The organism is Myroides phaeus, from assembly GCF_009799805.1.
Lineage (GTDB): Bacteria > Bacteroidota > Bacteroidia > Flavobacteriales > Flavobacteriaceae > Flavobacterium > Flavobacterium phaeum_A.
In genome coordinates, this window is the sequence record NZ_CP047050.1 from 772,616 (window position 1) to 793,550 (window position 20,935).

The 20,935-nt window shown below is 32.6% G+C and carries 18 protein-coding genes; 12 read left to right on the forward strand and 6 right to left on the reverse strand.

What is annotated here, in order from left to right; all coding sequences use genetic code 11:
- The first annotated feature begins 37 nt into the window (after nucleotides 1-37).
- Nucleotides 38-2,104, forward strand: coding sequence for a M13 family metallopeptidase (locus GQS07_RS03590; RefSeq protein WP_158209642.1), 2,067 nt, complete (start codon nucleotides 38-40; stop codon nucleotides 2,102-2,104).
- A 117-nt stretch (nucleotides 2,105-2,221) separates the two neighbouring features.
- Here the strand turns inward: GQS07_RS03590 and GQS07_RS03595 are convergent, their stop codons facing one another.
- Nucleotides 2,222-3,796: a S41 family peptidase gene (locus GQS07_RS03595; protein WP_158209643.1), complete on the reverse strand. Its 1,575-nt coding sequence runs from the start codon at nucleotides 3,794-3,796 to the stop codon at nucleotides 2,222-2,224.
- A gap of 13 nt (nucleotides 3,797-3,809) precedes the next feature.
- Complete coding sequence (locus GQS07_RS03600) at nucleotides 3,810-4,238, reverse strand: deoxycytidylate deaminase (RefSeq protein ID WP_158209644.1); 429 nt, start codon at nucleotides 4,236-4,238, stop codon at nucleotides 3,810-3,812.
- A gap of 287 nt (nucleotides 4,239-4,525) precedes the next feature.
- On the opposite strand from GQS07_RS03600, the gene GQS07_RS03605 reads away from it, so the two are divergent.
- Nucleotides 4,526-4,957, forward strand: coding sequence for a TerB family tellurite resistance protein (locus GQS07_RS03605; protein ID WP_158209645.1), 432 nt, complete (start codon nucleotides 4,526-4,528; stop codon nucleotides 4,955-4,957).
- 416 nt (nucleotides 4,958-5,373) lie between these two features.
- Here GQS07_RS03605 and fbp read toward each other — a convergent pair whose 3' ends face one another.
- Entirely contained in the window at nucleotides 5,374-6,378 is a 1,005-nt protein-coding gene (fbp, locus tag GQS07_RS03610; protein WP_158209646.1) for a class 1 fructose-bisphosphatase, read from the reverse strand.
- 96 nt (nucleotides 6,379-6,474) lie between these two features.
- On the opposite strand from fbp, the gene GQS07_RS03615 reads away from it, so the two are divergent.
- Both GQS07_RS03615 and GQS07_RS03620 read left to right on the forward strand, forming a co-directional pair.
- Nucleotides 6,475-6,951 (forward strand): GNAT family N-acetyltransferase, encoded by a 477-nt coding sequence (locus GQS07_RS03615; RefSeq protein WP_158209647.1) that lies wholly within the window; start codon nucleotides 6,475-6,477, stop codon nucleotides 6,949-6,951.
- Nucleotides 6,948-8,201, forward strand: a complete 1,254-nt coding sequence (locus tag GQS07_RS03620; protein ID WP_090407991.1) for an aspartate kinase — start codon at nucleotides 6,948-6,950, stop codon at nucleotides 8,199-8,201. Before GQS07_RS03615 ends, GQS07_RS03620 begins: the two co-directional genes overlap by 4 nt.
- Before the next feature lie 32 nt (nucleotides 8,202-8,233).
- Here GQS07_RS03620 and GQS07_RS03625 read toward each other — a convergent pair whose 3' ends face one another.
- Entirely contained in the window at nucleotides 8,234-9,136 is a 903-nt protein-coding gene (locus GQS07_RS03625) for a DUF3592 domain-containing protein (protein WP_158209648.1), read from the reverse strand.
- 283 nt (nucleotides 9,137-9,419) lie between these two features.
- Between GQS07_RS03625 and GQS07_RS03630 the strand changes: the two genes are divergently transcribed.
- The 8 genes from GQS07_RS03630 to metG all read left to right on the forward strand — a co-directional run bounded on the left by GQS07_RS03630 (nucleotide 9,420) and on the right by metG (nucleotide 16,973).
- On the forward strand, nucleotides 9,420-10,439 hold the full coding sequence (locus GQS07_RS03630; RefSeq protein WP_158209649.1) for a toxin-antitoxin system YwqK family antitoxin: 1,020 nt from the start codon (nucleotides 9,420-9,422) through the stop codon (nucleotides 10,437-10,439).
- Nucleotides 10,440-10,656: 217 nt separating this feature from the next.
- Nucleotides 10,657-10,875 (forward strand): hypothetical protein, encoded by a 219-nt coding sequence (locus tag GQS07_RS03635; RefSeq protein ID WP_158209650.1) that lies wholly within the window; start codon nucleotides 10,657-10,659, stop codon nucleotides 10,873-10,875.
- A gap of 245 nt (nucleotides 10,876-11,120) precedes the next feature.
- Nucleotides 11,121-11,687: a 2'-5' RNA ligase family protein gene (locus GQS07_RS03640; RefSeq protein WP_158209651.1), complete on the forward strand. Its 567-nt coding sequence runs from the start codon at nucleotides 11,121-11,123 to the stop codon at nucleotides 11,685-11,687.
- A gap of 109 nt (nucleotides 11,688-11,796) precedes the next feature.
- Entirely contained in the window at nucleotides 11,797-13,230 is a 1,434-nt protein-coding gene (locus GQS07_RS03645) for a DUF5074 domain-containing protein (RefSeq protein WP_158209652.1), read from the forward strand.
- A gap of 136 nt (nucleotides 13,231-13,366) precedes the next feature.
- Nucleotides 13,367-13,933, forward strand: a complete 567-nt coding sequence (locus GQS07_RS03650) for a hypothetical protein (RefSeq protein ID WP_158209653.1) — start codon at nucleotides 13,367-13,369, stop codon at nucleotides 13,931-13,933.
- Nucleotides 13,934-13,936: 3 nt separating this feature from the next.
- A complete protein-coding gene (locus tag GQS07_RS03655; protein ID WP_199269105.1) occupies nucleotides 13,937-14,440 on the forward strand; it encodes a cytochrome d ubiquinol oxidase subunit II in 504 nt (167 codons plus the stop codon).
- 49 nt (nucleotides 14,441-14,489) lie between these two features.
- Nucleotides 14,490-14,735: a hypothetical protein gene (locus GQS07_RS03660; RefSeq protein ID WP_158209654.1), complete on the forward strand. Its 246-nt coding sequence runs from the start codon at nucleotides 14,490-14,492 to the stop codon at nucleotides 14,733-14,735.
- A 177-nt stretch (nucleotides 14,736-14,912) separates the two neighbouring features.
- Nucleotides 14,913-16,973, forward strand: a complete 2,061-nt coding sequence (metG, locus tag GQS07_RS03665; RefSeq protein WP_158209655.1) for a methionine--tRNA ligase — start codon at nucleotides 14,913-14,915, stop codon at nucleotides 16,971-16,973.
- Between the two features lie 64 nt (nucleotides 16,974-17,037).
- On the opposite strand, the gene GQS07_RS03670 is transcribed toward metG, so the two are convergent.
- Both GQS07_RS03670 and GQS07_RS03675 read right to left on the reverse strand, forming a co-directional pair.
- The gene (locus GQS07_RS03670) at nucleotides 17,038-17,991 is read right to left on the reverse strand and encodes an aldo/keto reductase (protein WP_158209656.1); all 954 of its coding nucleotides are present in this window, start codon (nucleotides 17,989-17,991) and stop codon (nucleotides 17,038-17,040) included.
- 110 nt (nucleotides 17,992-18,101) lie between these two features.
- A complete protein-coding gene (locus GQS07_RS03675) occupies nucleotides 18,102-20,873 on the reverse strand; it encodes a TonB-dependent receptor (protein WP_158209657.1) in 2,772 nt (923 codons plus the stop codon).
- Between the last annotated feature and the right edge of the window lie 62 nt (nucleotides 20,874-20,935).

Genomic DNA, 20,935 nt, shown 5'->3' on the forward strand with positions numbered 1-20,935 from the left:
TTAGCATATCATTAAAAACGAAAATAATCTTAATATTATGAACAAAAAGGTATTATTAACTTCTGCCTTTGCTGTTGTTTCTTTAGTTGCTTGTAAAGACGCTAAGAAAACAGCTGACGCAGAAGACACAGTAAACCACGGAATTACATTAGAGTATATGGATACTTTAGTGAAGCCAGGTGATGACTTCTTCCGTTATGTAAACGGAACTTGGTTCGACAAAACAGAAATTCCAGCTGATAGAACTCGTTGGGGAAGCTTTGACGAATTAAGACAGAATACAGATAAAGATGCTTTAGCTATTTTAAAAGAAGCTGGACAAAATAAAAAACTTGATCCTAAATCTGACCAAGCAAAAGCTGTTGCTGTTTTTGAAACTTACTTGGATGCTGAAACAAGAAATAAATTAGGAGTTGATCCACTTAAACCTTACTTAGATAAAATTAATGCTATTGCTACACCTGCTGATGTAACAAAGTTAATTAATGATTTAGCTGACGAAGGTGGATTAGGTTTATATTCTATCTACGTTTATGCAGATGCTAAAAACTCTAACGAAAATGCAGTTTATTTAAGCTTAGGTTCTCTTGGTTTACCTGACCGTGATTACTATATCTTAAAAGATAAAGATATGCAAGAAAAACGCGAGCAATATACAGCTCACGTTGCTCGTATGTTAGAAATGGCTGGAGAGTCTAAAGAAGAAGCTACAGCAGATTCTAAAAGAGTACTTGCTATTGAAACTAAAATGGCTGAGCCTCGTTTAACTCGTGTTGAGCGTAGAGATAGTCGTTTAACTTACAATCCAATGACAATTGCTGATTTACAAAAATTAGCTCCTGTTGTAGATTGGAACGCATACATCACAGCAAGTGGATTGAAAAACGTAGATAAAGTAATCGTTTCTCAACCTAAATACATCAAGTCATTAAACGAAATCTTGACTGCTAAGAATATTGCTGATGTAAAAGCTTACTTAAAATGGACATTAGTTAATAGTTCTGCAAGTTTATTATCTACTGATATGGAAACTGCAAACTGGGAATTCTACTCAAAAACACTTGAAGGTGCTAAAGAGCAAAGACCAGTTGAAGAAAGAGCATTAGCTGTTGTTAACAGAACTGTTGGTGAAGCTTTAGGACAATTATATGTTGAGAAGAAATTCCCAGCTGAAGCGAAAGCAAAAGCTCAAGCTATGATTAAAAATGTTTTAACAGCATTCGGTGATCGTATTAAAGCTTTACCTTGGATGGCTGAAGAAACTAAAAAAGGAGCTTTAGAAAAATTAAGCACAACTACAGTTAAGATTGGTTACCCTGACAAATGGGAAGACTACTCTAAAATGGCAATCAAATCTGTAGCTGACGGAGGTAACTACTTCGAAAATATGAAAAATGCTGAGAAATGGGAAGTTGCTAAAAATATGGCTGACTTCGGAAAACCAGTTGATAAATCTCGTTGGGGAATGGCACCACAAACAGTGAACGCTTATTTCAACCCAATGTATAACGAAATTGTTTTCCCTGCTGCAATCTTACAACCTCCTTTCTATGACTATAAAGCAGATGAGGCAATTAACTACGGTGGTATCGGTGCTGTAATTGGACACGAAATCTCTCATAGTTTTGACGACTCAGGTGCTCGTTATGACAAAGATGGTAACTTAAACAACTGGTGGACTGATACTGATTTAGAGCGTTTCACTAAATTAGGTAATGCTTTAGCAGATCAATACAGTGCTTTAGAACCGCTACCAGGTGTATTTGTTGATGGTAAATTTACTTTAGGTGAAAACATCGGTGACTTAGGTGGTGTTAATGCTGCTTATGACGGATTACAACTTTATTTAAAAGAAAATGGAAACCCTGGATTAATCGATGGATTTACACCAGAACAACGTTTCTTTATTTCTTGGGGTACTATTTGGAGAACTAAGGCTCGTGATGAAGCTATTAAGAACCAAGTAAAAACTGACCCACACGCTCCAGGTCATTACAGAGCTTATGTGCCTTTACAAAATGTTGATGCTTTCTACGAAGCATTCCAAATTAAAGAAGGGGATAAACTATATATCAAACCAGAAGAGAGAGTTAAAATTTGGTAATTTAACCTATCTATAAATTAAAAACGGCTTCACTATTTGAAGCCGTTTTTTTATGTATATACGTAAAAAAAGTCACCAAACTTTGGTGACTTTTCTATTATTCTTTACTGTATTTTCTTATTTCTTTCGATCGATTGCTACGATCATTGGATCAGTTTTCATCAACCAAGTATAATACTCTTTTGGTCCGTATAATTGATTAATAAACTCTGCTGCCAAATATCTCTTAATCAAGTCTTTTTTACTATCAAGTTTAAAGAATAAATTACTTGCCTCTAAATGCTTTATAAAGGCCTGATACACTTTATCACTATTCTGAACATAGGCAAAAACCTCAGCCTGTTTCATAGAGGTAAACTTATTTCTGTCTTTATCTATTTCACCAAAAACAAAGTAATTAACAATATTAGACCTCATCAGCATAATTGTATTCTCTTCTCCGTGTTTTTCTGCAATAGGAACAAATACATCTGGCACTATTCCACCACCTCCATATACAATCTTACCCTTAAGGGTTTTAAATTGTAAGCTATCCGCTACTTTTATACTATCTGCGGCATAAAGTTCACCATGCTCATAACGGGATTTAAAATCATTGTTATAACTTTTTATTCCATTGCTATAAGACTTTTGAATAGAGCGCCCAGAAGGTGTGTAATAACGAGCTGTAGTTAATCGGATAGCCGAACCATCTCCCAACATTAACTCGCGTTGAACAAGACCTTTTCCAAAGCTTCTTCTTCCTACAATCACCCCTCTATCGTTATCTTGTATAGCCCCAGCAATAATCTCACTCGCTGAAGCAGAATTCTCATCTATTAAAACATACAAAGGTTTCTCCGTAAAGATGCCGTTACCTCTACTTCTATTAACCGTTTCTTGTCCTCCTTTATTAATTGTCTTTACAACGACAAGTCCTTTATCTAATAAATCATCAAGCATTTTGATTGCCTGATCCATATAACCACCACCATTATCTCTCAAGTCTAAAACTAAACCTGAAATATCTGCAGCAACTAATTTTTCTAATGCTGTCCTAAATTCATTATAAGTTGTACTTGCAAAGCGGTTAATCTTAATATATCCCTTACCGTCTTCCAATTTTATAGCAACATCAACACTTTTAATCGGAATAGGCTGTCTATTCACAACAATATCAAAAGTCTTTCCGGTTGTTTTTCTGTAAATAGACAAAACAACATCCGTATTCTCTGCTCCTCTCAAAACAGCAGCAATCGTATCTGTACTTATATTCTTGCCAAAAAGGGTAGTATCATCAGCCTTAAGAATTCTATCCCCTGCTTTAACTCCAGCTTTCATAGCTGGCCCATTTGCAATTTCCTTAATAACCGCAATACTGTCTTTATAAAAATAATACTGAACTCCAATACCTACAAAACTCCCTTTCATTGACTCTGTAACTGACTGCATATCGTTCTTTGCAATATAGATAGAATGCGGATCAAGTTGTTCTAATATAGTTGATACTGTTTTATCAACGATAGAGTCTGTATTGACATTATCAACATATTCTTGCTCAATAAAATCAAGAAGTCTATTTAATTTCAGTTTATTGTGATTAGTATAAAAACCACTTCTACCCTTTTGAGAGGCAGAAACAACAAACCCTCCTAAGAGAACCCCCAGAGCAAGTGATATTGAAATAATCAGTGGCCAGTAATACTTTTTCATTTTTCTATTTTGATTAATCTAAATCGGGGATATGAACTACTTCCACCCCTGCTTTTTCTAAGAAATTAATTCCCTCTACATCTTTATATCCTTCCATATAAACAACTCTCTTAATTCCTGCTTGATGGATAAGTTTACTACAATCTCTACAAGGAGACATCGTAATATAAAGCGTAGCATCCTGACAACTTTGTGTTGAACTTGCTACTTTTAAAATAGCGTTTGCTTCTGCGTGAAGTACATACCAATGTGTATTATCATTGTCATCTTCACAACAATTTTCAAATCCAGTTGGCGTACCGTTATACCCATCAGAAATAATCATTCTGTCCTTTACAATAATTGCTCCTACTTGCTTTCTTTTACAGTAAGATAGTTGTCCCCACTCACGTGCAATACGCAAATAAGCCTTGTCGTATTTTGTGTTTTTATTTGTATCCATAGAAAGTTGTGCAGTTTTTAAGACTTAAATAGTCAATAAATAACAAAAATAAACATTCCTTTTGTTATTCAAGGGTTTAGTCAAACTTAAAAAAAGTCAATATAAAGCTTTGTATTCCTTACAACGTCCCCTCTCATTTCCTAAATTTATCATAAGACTATCGTTTAATCAAAAGTTTTTCAGCATAATAGCAAGTATTTTAGTACATTTAATATAAGTTTTACTTCGAAATAAATACTTTGTAAAAACAACTAATCAAAAACTATTAACCCCTAAATTATTTAAAAATGGCATACTCAGATTTATTTGACAGTGGATTTAAAGACAGAAACAAAGGCCATTTTGCTTCGATTGTACGTGTTGCATTAGCAAATGGGCACTTCAGTCCGGAAGAAAAAGCCTTTTTAGACGAGCTTGCACATCGTTTAGAGATATCTGTAGAAGAATATAATAACATATTAGAAGACCCAGAGAAATATCCTGTAAATCCACCTTACTTAGAAACACATCGTATCGAAAGATTATACGATTTGGCGAGAATGGTTTATGTAAACCACATATTAGGACCTAAACAAAAAGAGATATTAAAGAAGTTTGCTGTTGCTCTTGGTTTTACACAAAACATCGACTTCTTAGTAGATAAAGCATTATCTCTCTTAGTTTTAAATGTAGATATTGACACATTTATTACAGAAATGCACAATCTAAAAAAGAAATAATATTCTTATTACAATGGATAGTTGAAATAAACTATTAGTGTGATACTAACAAACTCGAAAGAGGAAGCCTTAAAAAAGGTTTCCTCTTTTTTTATTATTAAAGTTTTCAACTTTTTAATTACTTCAAAAAAATCTTATTACTCGATCGCAAAACAAACTATACTATGTTTTTTAGCACTTTTATAATGAGTGTATGTATACTGTATGTATAGTGTATGTATACCCGTTGTATACTTTCTATGTAAAAGAATACATTCAATATACATAAACTACACAAATTATATACAAGCATACAAATTAGCATACTAATAATTATCAGATAGGATAAACAGAAGTAAGTTTTGAAACACACAAAAAAATCCATAAAAAAAGGAGCTGTTTTACAACAGCTCCTTCTATTTATAAACTAAAAATTCTTATTTCTTCATGAATTCTTCAGCCTTCTCTACCATATTTTTACTTCCACAGAAGAAAGGTACTCTTTGGTGTAATTCAGTTGGTTCAACCTCCATAATACGTTGGTAACCATCTGATGCTCTACCTCCTGCTTGCTCAACAATAAAAGCAATAGGATTACATTCATACAACAATCTCAATTTACCTTTTGGCGCTTTAGTACTTGTTGGATAAATATAGATACCTCCTTTTAAAATATTTCTGTGAATATCAGACACTAAACTTCCGATATATCTTGAAGTATATGGACGATCTTGTTCTTCAGCTTGACAGTATTTTAAGTAATCTTTTACTCCTTGAGGAAAGTGTACGTAGTTACCTTCATTGATTGAGTAAATATGTCCATCTTCATTGATTTTCATATTTGGGTGAGATAAGAAGAAAGTTCCAATAGCTGGATTTAATGTAAATCCGTGAACTCCATTCCCTGTAGTGTAAACTAACATTGTAGAAGACCCATAAACGATATAACCTGCAGCAACTTGATTCTCTCCTTTTTGTAAGAAGTCTTCTTTAGTTACTGGTGTTCCAATTGGCGTAACACGTCTGTAAATAGAGAAAATAGTTCCTACTGATACATTCACGTCAATATTAGAAGATCCATCTAAAGGATCCATAAGAACAACATATTTATTGTCATTACTTCCATTTCTACCGTGGATTGATATAAAATCATCCTCTTCTTCTGAAGCAATACCACAAACAATCTCTCTATTGATTAATGTTTGAATAAATACTTCATTGGCAAAAACATCTAATTTTTGTTGTTGCTCGCCTTGAACATTTTGTTTTCCAAAAGCTCCTACGATATCAACTAACCCTGCTTGGTTCACTTGGTGACTTACGACTTTAGCAGCAAGTCTAAGAGAATTGATTAATCTTGATAACTCACCAGAAGAATATTTAAAATCTTCCTGTTTTTCAATAATAAACTCTCCTAAAGTCTGGTTTCTTTCTGTTGTCATTTTTAAAAATGATTCTTAAGTTGTGTATTTTACACTGCAAATATCGTTAATTTTGTCATTGTATCTATGATATTAACCATTAAATCAACAACGCGTATGAATATTAGACCGGCAAAAACTGACGATATGTACGATGTGCTTCAATTAATTAAGGAGTTAGCGACTTTTGAAAGGGAGCCCGAAGCTGTAGAAATTACGGTTGAGGATTTAATCAGAGATGGGTTTTCCCAAAACCCTCTTTTTAATGTAATAGTTGCAGAACACGACCAAAAAATAATTGGAATGGCCTTGTATTACAACCGCTATTCTACGTGGAAAGGGAAAACAATTCACTTAGAAGATCTAATTGTTACTGAAACAATGAGAGGTACAGGAGCAGGATATGCTTTGTATGCTGAAATTATGAATATAGCAAAAAGAGAAGGTGTAAAAAGAGTAGAATGGGTAGTGCTAAACTGGAATGAGGCTGCTATTAATTTCTACAAAAAATCAGGGGCAACTGTATTAGAAGATTGGTACACTGTTCAAATGGATTATAACGGAATAGAAAAATTTAGTAGTTCTAAATTATGAGAATATTTAAATTTGGTGGTGCCTCTGTTAGAGACGCAGAAAATGTAAGAAACGTTTGCAAAGTATTGCGAACTGTTGGTTATGAAAATAGCCTTATCGTAGCATCTGCTATGGGCAAAACGACAAATGCCTTAGAGGTTGTCGTACATAATTACTTCCAAAACAGATTTGATTTAGCTGAATCTCTGGATGTCGTAAAAAATTACCACTACCCGATTGTTAATGATTTATTTCCTAACAAAGAGCACGTGATTTATACTAAATTGGAAGAGCTTTTTGAAAATATCACTTACTTTTTACTAAATAACAAATCGCCAAATTACAATTTTGTTTATGACCAAATTGTAAGCTTTGGGGAAGTGATTTCTACAACTATCCTTCATTACTACTTACAAGAAGAACAAATAGTAAACCATTGGATTGATGCCAGAAACTTAGTAAAAACAGATACTGTTTATCGCGATGCTAATGTACATTGGGATATTACTATCGAAAATATTAAAAGAAGTATTAATACCAGTAACTTATATATTACACAAGGTTTTATTGGGTCTGATTATAACGGATTCTCTACTACTTTAGGACGTGAAGGCTCAGATTATTCTGCGGCTATATTTGCGTATGCTTTAGATGCTACAAGTGTTACGATATGGAAAGATGTACCTGGTGTTTTAAATGCTGATCCGAGATATTTTACTGAAACAACTTTATTAGAACACATCTCTTATCAAGAGGCTATTGAACTTGCGTTTTATGGTGCATCCGTTATCCATCCAAAAACACTGCAACCTCTTAGACAAAAAGAGATTCCGCTTTACGTGAAGTCTTTCCTTAATCCGTTATTAGAAGGAACTAATGTTTCTAAAGGTGCGGCACTAACTCCTAATGTTCCTTGCTTTATTGTAAAGAAAAATCAACTTTTGATTTCATTATCTTCTAAAGATTTCTCTTTTATAATGGAACAAAACATTAGTGATATCTTCAAATTGTTTTGTGAGTACAATATCAAAGTAAATGTAATTCAAAACTCTGCGATAAGCTTTTCTGTTTGTGTAGAGGATAAATTCAACCACTTTGAGGACTTGAGATTGGTATTAAGCGACAAGTTCAAAGTGAGCTATAATGAAAATGTTTCTTTGTACACCATTAGACATTTTGACGACTTATCTGCTCAGAAAGTATTAGGCGATAAAACATTGCTATTAAAACAAGTAAATAGAGAAACAATGCAAATTGTAACGAAAGAATAATTGAAAAGGGATACACTATAGTATCCCTTTTTTTATTTCTTTTCTCGTGATGTGCGTTGTTTATATGTAGTTTCTTTTCGTTGTAATAAGTCATTATCTGTTTTGGTTTCACTCTTTTCAACCACTTCTCCACTCCAAGTACCTGCTCCTGTTTTTACCCATTTTATTTCTTTGCCAACAACTCCTTTTATATAACCCCAAATACCTAATGTCAACATTAAAACGAAGAAACCGACAACTAAATTCACCCATATAGGTTTTTCTTCTCCATCAAATAAAACGTAAATCAATAACCCGTCAAATAACACCATTAACACAGGAACAAGTATATTTAAACCTACATAAGACGCTATTTGTTTATAGCGCTTCATAGAATGTCCCATGGCATAAATCGTTACTCCAACGAATATAAAGATGATTATGGAAAGGAATAAGGTTACACCTAAAGACATTGCAATTATTCCAAGAGAAAGGATAGCAATATCAGAACGAGCTGCATCAAAATACACTGTTACCTTGCTTCCTATAGTAGGTCTTGAACTACTGGAATAATTTAAAGTTTTCTCCATTAACTGACCTTCTTCTGTTGTGAACCGAATGATTGGTGTGTACATTGTAGATGTTCTCCCGCTTTCAGAATCATAACTTTCATAAGAGGTGTAATCGTAATAAACAGCTTCGTATTTATCTCCTTTTGTAAATGTTCTTGTTTTATCATAAATAGTATCTCCCAATACTAATAACCCGGTTAAAGCAAATGTTGTAATACATCCAACGACTAAAAAAACATAACCAAAACCAATACAACCAAGAGATGTCCCCTTACTTTGTTTTAATCGCTTACCTATTCGGAAAGTCAGCCACAAACAATATAAAAAACCCAATATTACCGCATATTGATATGCTGATAATGACAAAATAGAAAGTATGTACATATTGCTAAATATAAGCAATGCATTTCTACTTTGTATGATTTAGTTTCCAATACGTACTTAGTTTAGATAAATTATTTAGTTCCCTACTACTTAAATATCAATTAATTATAGGTATTCGAGTAAGTAACTATTTTCATTTAGTAAAAGAGATTCTAAAATATTGTTTGAAGGACTTCTTAGCTGTACTACAAGGTAAGTTGGTTTATCAACTATTGAAAAGTTTGTAAAACAAGTGATTATCCTAAGTAATTACCTAATTTTGATAGTTTTAAAATATAGAATAATGAAAAAGATTTACGCTATTATTTTGTTATTATTTGTTTCTATTGATTGCAAACCCCAAAAGATTGCGATGGATAAACTGCAGGAGAGAAATGGTGTGTTTTATCTACTAAATACAGATGAGAAATTTAATGGAATTTCGACAGAGTACTATGCTAATGGGCAATTAAAATACGAAATAAACTACAAGGAGGGTAAACATCACGGAGTTGGGAAATGGTATTACGAGAATGGACAATTAAAAGCTGAAGTCAACTCCAAAGAAGGACAACTTTATAAAATTGGAAAGGAATATCACGAGAATGGGAAGTTAAAGATTAAAATAAATTTCCAAGAAGGGAAACCTCAGGGAAGCTCTATAGAATATTATGATAATGGAAAATTAAAAGCTGAAAGAAATTATAAAGATGGCGCACGTCAGGGCATTTCTAAAGAGTATTATAGAAATGGTAAATTAAAAACTGAAGTCAATTACAAAGATGGCGCGCGCCACGGGGTTTCTAAAGAGTATTATGATAATAAACAATTAGAATCCGAAGAGAATTACAAAGATGGAGAACGCCACGGAGTTTCTAAAAAGTATTATACGAATGGCCAATTAGAATCGGAAGAGAATTATATAGACGGAAAAGAAATTGGTAATTGTAAGTGGTATTATGATAATGGACAATTAAAATCTGAAGTGGATTACAAAGATGGGCAACTGCATGGAGTTTTTAATATGTACTATAAGAACGGGCAATTAGAATCCGAAGAGAATTACATAAACGGAAAACGAAATGAGATATTTAAGAGGTATTATGACAATGGACAATTAAAAGCTGAAGAGCACTACAAAGATGGAAATCGCCATGGAAGTTCTAAAGAATACTATGATAACGGACAATTACAATTTGATAAAAATTACAGAAATGGGGAACTTGATGGTCTCTATAAGGAGTATTATAAGAATGGAAAATTAAGGTTTGAAGAGAACTATAAAAAAGATGAGTATCATATAATTCCTAAAAGGGAATATTAGATTAACCTCTAAATTGAAAAGCTTAGGCATAATTATAGACTTACATAAACATAAATAGCCAGTTTACTAACTAACCTGATTACAGTCATAGCAATCATATAGTCAACTAAAACTAATAATCCGTAATTAAAGCAATCTACTTGTTTAACTCTTAATTTAAACGCTATATCACTTATATTTTGTAACTTACCTAATAACCATATAAACAACGACAATTATGAAATACGTAAAAGAATTTTCGTCTTTAGATTTTGACAACGATGTACTACATGTAACTTTTAATCAACATCAAATTGAACACCCTATTGTTCAAGTTGAAGAGATTATAGATAATTTTGTTTATCAAATTAAACCGTGTAAAGTTTTTATTTCAAAGGCTCATAATATTGATATCAATTGCGATGTGCCTTTTAAAGGACGCGTTATCTTACGATAAAAAACAAAAAAAAGGTATCTTGAATCAAGATACCTTTTTTTCCTTTATAACTAACCAAAAAACCGCTAACTCTATTTTCATTTGATTATGAAGCAGCTTTAAAACCTATAACAAAGATACCTCACTCAGTTAGCTAAAAATATGACACTTATCAGCTTGGCTCAAAAAAAGCTTTATTAACTATTTTTTAAGCTTTTTTCCTCAACACGATTTATTTTTTTACTTTTATCCATAAATAAAATCGTATGCATTCTATTCACAAATATTCTCTGTGCTTTCAGCCTAATGATCAAATCATTGAGACTGTGAAACTAATGAAGCTAAAGCTCGCTGAAGAAATCGGCTGGTATAATAGCAAGAATTCATTGGCACACTTGACTATTGTTGAATTTCACGCTTCAGAAACTGAAATAAAAAGAGTAAAACAACAAGTTGAACGATGTTGTAATAGATTCGTTCCCACTGATGTGATTTTAAACGATTTTGACACCTACCCGAACGGAGCTTTTTTCTTAACTGTTGATACAAACGCAAAGATAATTTTACAAGACTATGTAAAGCAGCTACTTGAAATATTACAAGTCAAAGTGATAACTAAAAGTTATGATGCTCACTTATCTATAGCGCGTAAATTAGATGCTCAGAAAATAGAAAAAGCATATCAATTATTTGGAAAACAACACTTAGAATTTTTATGTAACCATATTGCTCTTCGAAAATTCAATCTGGAAAGAAGACAATATGATATAATTGATACGTTTATGTTTCTTTCTCAACCTGATGACCGTCCCATACAAATGGAGTTATTTTAGGAAATACTACTTTATAAAAAAACATACCCTCGTTTTAAGAACAAAGATTATTGTAATACATTTGAATTAATTCCATTTATAAAAACAGAATTAACTCAAAAATCAAAAAATGATATTTACTAAGAATGTGCTTTTCCGCTCAATGTCTTTGAGCTTACTTGCTTTAACTTTTGCTTGTAATAGCGATGATAACTCAACTCGTGATGATGAAGGTTTTAGAATCATTCCACCAACGGCAGCTACTCCTTTAATTAAACCAACTGCTTTTTATATTGCTAATGAAGATTGGTTTGGACACGATGAAGGTACTGTGAACCAATTAGACTATAATTTACAACCACAATATCGAATTTATAGAGCCGCTAATTCTGGAAAGAAATTTGGTATAACCTTAGCTTATGCAACAGCTTATGGCGACTATTATTATTTTGTATCTAAGCAAGGAAACCGTTTTGTTATAACTGATAAGAATTTCAAAGAAGTAAAAACAATTGAAGATATCAATGGTGATGGACGTGCTTTTGTTGGTGTTTCAGATTCAAAAGGATACATCTCTACTACAAATGGGATAACTATCTTTGATATTAAAAGCCTAAAAACGGTAGATACAATAGCAGATGTTGCTGGTCAGACTGGAAATATGGTATATGCAGATGGTAAAGTTTATGCAGTAGTTCAAGGAAAAGGTCTTGTTATTATTGATACAAAAACAGATAAAGTTAAAATAACATTAGCTGGTAATTATACCCAGCTAACGATTGATAGACATGGTGTAATTTGGGCAGGAAAAGAAAAAGAACTTATCCGCATCAACCCAAAAGACTACAATGATATTAAATCTTACGACATTGCTCCATCGAATATACCAGGTACTTGGGGTGCGTGGAATGCTGGTTCATTTACGGCAAGTATGCAAGAAGATGCCTTATATTGGGTTTCAGATGCTGGATCATGGGGTGGTGGTAACAAAGTTGGTAAATTTGACACTACAACCGGAACATTAAATACAGATTTTCACCTATTAGGAAATGATGCTGATGGTAATAAACTTGCTTTCTATGGAGCTGGTTTACGTGTAGATCCTATTAATGGAGACATTGTCCTTTTAATCAAAAAAGATGGTTGGGCTACTAACGGAGGATACAATTGGACAAGAATTTTATCAAATTCAGGTGCTAAAAAAGGAGAAGTGTTTATGCAAGGTGGAGAAGCAAATGATAAGAATGGTCATTATTGGTTCCCTTCTATGCCTTTCTTCCAAGATAATAATGCTCCTGAAATATTACCAAATCAAATTGTACTTAAGCCAAATAAAGAATTCTCTGTCTCTATTGGTGAAATAATTGTTGATCAAGACTCTCCATTAGGATTGATTGAAAAAACAATTACTAAATTTGATTCCACTTTTGGAACAGCAGTTATTGAAAATGATAAATTGATTTTCAATACGAATGACAAAACAGGAAAATCTTCAATAACTATTCGTGCAAATTCAAACGGTAAAGTTGTTGAAAAAGAAATAGAACTTTGGGTTAGAAACTAATTCATGTTTTCAAAAAGGCTACGATTACGTAGCCTTTTTTTATACCCATAAACTACTACATATCAATACCATAACAGCATTTAAAAACTTCATCAAACTAAAAGCTTTTTTTGTATTTTTGATTAAAATTTTCATTATGAATTCGAAAAGCTACGTTGCCTTTATCCTTTTATGTCTCGGTCTATTTTTGACGAGTTGTAATGATAAAAACATCAATACTTCAAAAGCGTACTCAACAATTGAAAGCTATTTGAATGAGAAACCTATTTATGAGAGCAATAACTTTCAAATAGGTAAAATGCGATTGAAAACAACAAAAGATAAAGAGTTAATCACTTTTTATAAACAATTGGAAAACGAGGGCTATATCTCATTTGAAGAAGAAACTGCAAAAAAGAAATGGTTGTCTAAAGACTCTATTTGGAATGTTACTTTAAAGATGGCTGAAAAGTCTCACCCTTTTGTGTTAAGTCAAAAAAATGATAGAGTGAAAGTAAAAACAGTTGTCTATCGCTTAGATAAAAATAGCAATGTGCAAATTGAAAATAACGGAAAGAAAACAGCCACTGCGAATGTTATGCTAAACAAAGAGTTTACACCGTTTGCTTTTTTATATAAAGACAAAACTCCGAATACGAAGTTCATCACTAAAAAGTTTAAACTTAAGTATTCTGAAGAAAATGGTTGGAAGGTTACAAATTAGATTATGGCAAAAAAAATTACGTTTCTAATCTTTACGCAATTGCTTTTGTCTTTTGCATCTGCAATGCTCTTTTCTAAAATGTCTTTTGTAGGGCGAGTAAGTATTAGCCTGTTTTACAAAGAATACACAATTTTCAAAACCGTTTGGAAGACAGCATTAGTAATTTTTGCTATTCAACTGATGCTGATTTTGATATTGGTTCTTTTTAAAAAATTTTCGTCTAAATGGATATATATCCCTATTATACTTCTTGCAATTGGTATTGGTATATATGGTGCGTATTATACATTTCAAGACTTTACAACAACGTCACATAAGCATATGAAAATATACTTTCACGCTGGTGGTTATTTATTTTGGGCTAATTGGCTTATTTCTTGCGTGTTTATTATGCTTATTAAAAAACAACAAACAACTAATGACACAGGATCTATAGGTAGTGAATTTACTATTCCTAAAGCTTCTATTGAAATTATTAAAGATAGTAATACTTCTACGGATTCATAAACTATTCTATTTTGAAAATAGTAATTTTGTGCATTAAGAAATGATAAACATGAAAACAAAAATATTTACTTTACTAACAATCGGAACTGTGTTTATAGCTTCGTGTACTGATAAGAAATCAGAGTCTACAACAAGTACTACTACTGAATCGTCAAAGAGTGCTTCTGAACAAACTGATAAAACTGTGGAGATTCCGATGCACGGAACAGGTGAAAACAGCTCGTCTTCAACAAATCAACGTTTTGAAATGAATGACGATATGAAACAAATGATACAAAACGAAAAGAGCAAATAACTTGCCTTTTCACAGAATTCTATATTAGAAAAACAATTCACTATAATTTTGACGATAAATTGTTCTTGTTAACTACACTGTAAACAAGATGATTTAAAATAAATAGATGTATTCCGTTCGTAATGCTTATTTTTGCAGTCTTATTTGAATTGTTTTTTAGAAAACTATAATTGATTTATGATACAAAATCCAAAAAGATACACGCTTACAGCGGCGTTGCCATATACTAATGGTCCTATTCACATTGGACACTTAGCAGGAGTATATGTACCTGCTGATATTTATGCAAGATTTTTACGTTTACAAGGAAAAGACGTAGCTTTTATTTGTGGAAGTGATGAACATGGGGTAGCTATTTCTATGAAAGCGAAAAAAGAAGGTATTACTCCACAACAAGTTATTGATAAATACAACGGAATTATCAAACAATCGTTTGCGGATTTTGGTATTTCTTTTGACAATTATTCAAGAACTTCTTCTTCAATCCATCATCAAACTGCTTCTGAATTTTTCAAAAAGCTTTATAATGAAGGTAAATTTATTGAAGAAGTTACTGAACAATTATATGATGAACAAGCACAACAATTTTTGGCAGACCGTTTTGTAACAGGTACTTGTCCAAAATGTGCTAATGAAGAAGCATACGGAGACCAATGTGAAAAATGTGGTACTTCATTAAATGCTACTGATTTAATTAACCCTAAATCGACTATTACAGGTTCTAAACCTATTTTAAAATCAACTAAGCACTGGTTTTTACCACTTGATCAATATGATGCATTCTTACGTGAATGGATTTTAGAAGGTCATAAAAATGACTGGAAACCAAATGTATATGGTCAGGTTAAATCTTGGTTAGAAGATGGTTTAAAACCACGTGCAGTAACTCGTGACTTAGATTGGGGTATTCCTGTTCCTGTTGAAGGTGCTGACGGAAAAGTTCTTTATGTATGGTTTGATGCTCCGATTGGGTACATATCTTCTACAAAAGAATGGGCAGAAAGAGAAGGAAAAGATTGGGAACCATATTGGAAATCTGATGACACTAAATTAGTGCACTTCATTGGAAAAGATAATATTGTTTTCCATTGTGTTATTTTCCCTGCCATGTTGAAAGCAGAAGGTAGTTATATTCTTCCTGACAACGTTCCTGCAAATGAGTTCTTAAACTTAGAAGGTAATAAACTTTCTACTTCTAAGAATTGGGCTGTTTGGTTACACGAATATTTAGAAGATTTCCCAGGAAAACAAGATGTTTTACGTTATGCATTGACATCAAATGCTCCTGAAACAAAAGATAACGACTTTACTTGGAAAGATTTTCAAGCAAGAAACAACAATGAGTTAGTTGCTATTTTTGGTAACTTCATCAACCGAGTTGTTGTTTTAACAAATAAATATTACAACGGAATTGTTCCTCATCCAAATGAGTTTTCTGATGTTGATATCGCCACTTTACAAGAATTAAGAGCGTACCCAAGTGTTATTGAGAGTTCTGTTGAAAGATACCGCTTTAGAGAAGCATTGTCTGAATTGATGAATGTTGCTCGTCTTGGAAATAAATATCTTGCTGATGAAGAACCTTGGAAATTGATTAAAGAAAATCCAGAAAGAGTAAAAACTCAAATGTATGTAGCTTTACAAATTGCTGCTGCATTAAGTACACTTGCTGAGCCTTTCTTACCATTTACTGCTAACAAATTGAAGTCTATCTTAAATATTAGTACTCCTATTTCTTGGAAGTCTGTTTCTGAAGATACAGTAATGATTGCAGCAGACCACCAAATTGGACAAGCTGAATTGTTATTCGCTAAGATTGAAGATGAAGAGATTCAAAAACAATTAGACCGCTTAGAAGCTTCTAAAAAAGCTAATGCTGCTGAGAACAAAAAAGTAGAAGAACAAAAAGAAACTGCAACGTTTGAAGACTTCGCAAAATTAGACTTAAGAGTCGGGACTATTCTTGAAGCAGAAAAAATGCCTAAAGCAAATAAACTTTTAGTTTTAAAAGTAGATACTGGATTAGATGTTAGAACTATTGTTTCTGGTATTGCTGAACATTTCTCTCCTGAAGAAGTTATTGGAAAAAAAGTTACTGTTCTTGCTAACTTAGCTCCAAGAAAATTAAGAGGAGTTGAAAGTCAAGGTATGATTTTAATGACTGAAGATCCTGATGGAAAATTAGTTTTCGTAAATCCTGATAATGATACTGTGAAAAACGGTTCAACAATAAACTAAATAATAAAAGCGGTTATCTGATGTAGATAACCGCTTTTTTTTCTTTACGAAAGACATTTTTGAATTATTCAAACTCACTTGCCTTTTCTAAGAACAACATATCTTCTATAGACAACTTCAAAGAAGTTGCTTTAATAATACTTTCTAATTGTTTAGCATTCGTAGCACTCACAATTGGTGTACTAATATCTGGTTTGTGAATTTGCCAAGCTATTGCAACCTCTGCTATTTGTGCTTGATATCGATTTGCTACAACAGACAAAGATTCTATAATACGAAGGCCTCTTTCATTTAGATAACCTTTTACCATTTCTTTACGCTGGCTGTTACTTATATCTTCTTGCGTTTTATACTTCCCTGTTAAGAAACCACTTGCTAACGCAAAATAGCTCATTACAGCAAGGCTTTCTTCCTTAACCAAGGGTAAGTACTCTTTTTCATATTTCTCTCTATCATAGAGGTTATATAAGGGCTGAATAGCTATATACTTAGTCCATCCTTTCTCTTTACACAATTCATTCGCTGCCTTAATGCGATTTACTTCAAGATTTGAAGCTCCCAAATAACGTACTTTTCCTTCTCGCACTAAATCATTAAAAATAGACATGGTTTCCTCTTGAGAAACATTCAAGTCATCATGATGAGCAAAATATAGATCAATATAGTCAGTGTTCAACCTTCTTAATGAGGATTCTACTCCCATTCTAATATTATCTCTACTAAGTCCTCGTTGAACATCTTTCATACTTCCTCCTACCTTAGTTGATAAAACTATATTGTGACGCTTTTTAGACTCCTTAAACCATTTACCTATTATTGCTTCAGACTCTCCTCCAACATTACCAGGTGCCCAATGAGAATAGTTATTTGATGTATCAATAAAAGTCAATCCTTTTTCTTGAAGTTCATCTAACATTCTCAAAGACTCCTTTTCATTTATTGTCCATCCAAATACATTCCCACCAAAACACAATTCTGGTACTTCTAAGTCACTTTCACCTAATTTTAATCTATTCATCTTTTTATCTAACAATTCATTTTTAAAGGTAAAACTTTTAAAAAACTTAACGCATAAAAAAAGAGCTAATCATATGATTAGCTCTTTTAAAATATATTATAAAATTCTTATTAGAAGTTATAACGTAATGTTACGTTCCATGTTCTACCATTTCCGAAATAAACCTCGTTTGCAGTATCTACACCTTTCCAATTTACATTATTCGCTTTTGAATCACCACTATGAATATTAGTTCTTGAATAAGAAATATAAGTAGTATCAAAAACGTTATTAACATTCACGCGCATAGAAACACTATTTTGTTTCTCTTTACCAACTTTCATTTTGTATGATAAACCTGCATCAAATAAATTAAACGAAGGTAATGAAATAGATCCTTTAGAATCTTTAGATCCAAAATCAGTTGGGTTAATTCCAGCGTAGAATTTATCATTGTAACGGAAGTTACCATCAACTTTTAACCCTTCTACAATTTCATATGCAGCACCTAAATTTAAAATGAACTGAGGAGCATCTCCCACTTTAGCACCATCTAAATAAAGAGTTTTTTGCATTGGTTTTCCATTTTCTCCTAAGATTGGGTCGTTTGTTTGCTCATTCAAGAAATCAGCACTTACGTTCCCTTTGTACTTCCAATCACCCCAAGATAAAGATCCTGTAATGTCTAAACGATCAATTGGATTATAAATAAAGTCAACTTCTAATCCTGTATGTATTTGTTCAATACCATATAAGTTAGCATATCCAGGAGTTTGAGTTCCATTTTTACCTACATTAAATACATCTCTTTCGAAAATTCTTTGAATTCTGTCTTTCCAAGACGTACGATATAAGTTAACATTACCTCTAAATTTCTCTAAACGTAATCCATACCCTAATTCTAAACCAAAAATCTTTTCATTTTTTAAGTTAGGGTTTTCTGTATTACTATTATTAATATAAACTCCATTATTCATGAAAGGCTGACGAGAGAAATATCCAGAGTTAACAAAAACATTATGATTTTCATCAATATTGTAGTTCAATCCTCCTTTAACACTTCCTCCTGCTAAACTTTTCCAAGAAGTTTTATATTCTGAAGCACCTTTTTCAGTTCTACGGTCATATCCCATATAATCAATACGTCTAAACCATTGATTAGAGATAGATCCTTGTACGAATACAGTTAATGCGTCTTTAGAATACTCAACTTGTCCAAAACCACCTAACCATTTAACATTTCCATCATTGTCGTAAGCAACTTTTTCTCTCTTACTCCAATCAAGCCAAGGATTAGCTGGAGCTTTACTATTATAAGTTTCAGTAATAACACGATTACCAGTACTCTTATTAGCCATATCAATATAACCTGGAGCCCCTAAAAGGTTATCCAATACTTGGAAATGGTATCCTACATATGTACGAGCATCAACTCCAATATCAAAATTCCAATTCTCATTAATTTTAGCATTTAAGTTCATTACAGTACCATACCAGTCATGAGAGTTTATACTTGTACGACGTACAAGACCATTTCTTGATGTTGAATAATATTCTCCATCTTCCATAACTTTATCATTACCAAAACCTTCTACATGTTTTCCTGAATTCCATGCAGCGATGTCATCAAAACGGATATGTCCATTATTATCTTTAAATAAACTATCTCTTTGTCCCTTTCCATTAATACTTCCAAGAGCACCATTTCCTCCTCCACGGCCCCAAGAACCATAAGCAACAGTATTTAAAGTAAATGTTTCATTTATTCTAAAATCCCAGTTTACAGAAGCAATAGGTTTATTATAGAAGTTTCTTGCCCAAGAATATCCTTTTCCATTATACATACCATAATCAGCATTGTAACGTCTATTAGGTTTACCATTATCACTATATTCTAAGTAATCAGCGATTGTAGGGTTAGTACTACTTTGGTTGTGCCATTGATTAGCACCGGTAAAAGTAAATTGAATATTATGCTTAGTATCTTTTGAACGGTAACCTAATCCTAAGAAATATGCTACACTTTCAAAATCAGTACCTTCTGTATATCCATTACCGCGAGTATAAGACATTAAAACAGAAGCGGATAAACCATTTTCTAAAATACCTGTATTGTAAGATGCAGATCCTTTAAAATAATCATTATTACCAACACCTGCAGAAAGAGATCCTCCCTCTTTCATATCTGATGTTTTTGTAATAATATTCATCGTTCCTCCTACAGAAGAGATAGCAATTTTAGAAGATCCTAATCCTCTTTGAACTTGAACAGCAGATGCAATATCTTGAGCTCCAGCCCAGTTTGACCAATATACAGATCCACCTTCCATATCGTTAACAGGCATACCATTAACCATTACAGCGATGTTCTTTTGATCAAATCCACGAATATTAAGTTTTGAATCTCCAAATCCTCCACCAGCTTGAGAAGCATAAACAGAAGGAGTAGTATTTAAAAGTTCAGGAAATTCTTGAGAACCAATTTTTTCCTGAATAACAGCTGCTTTAATTGTAGAAACAGCAACTGGAGTTTTACGATCTTTTGCTACGTCAGCAACACCCATAATAACGATGTCATCCAACATATTCTCATCAGCAGCTAAAACAATATTTCCTAAATTAGCTTTTTTGTCAGCACCAATTTTAAAAGAAACAGTTTTTGACTGGTAACCAATAAAAGAGAATACTACTTCTCCTTTATCTGAAGAAACATTTAATTCAAAATTTCCATCCATATCTGTAGATGTTCCATTTTGTGTTCCTTTAACAATTACTGTTGCACCTGGTAATCCCGATTGGAACTCACCATCGATTACAACACCAGTAATCTTGTTTTGTGAAAGTGCGGATACTGAGGTAAGAATCATTACCATCATCAGCATCCAGTTCTTCAAGTTTTTCATTTTGTAAGTGTAAGTGATAAAATTAATTTTCGGCACAAATGTACAAAAACATCGATATTCAA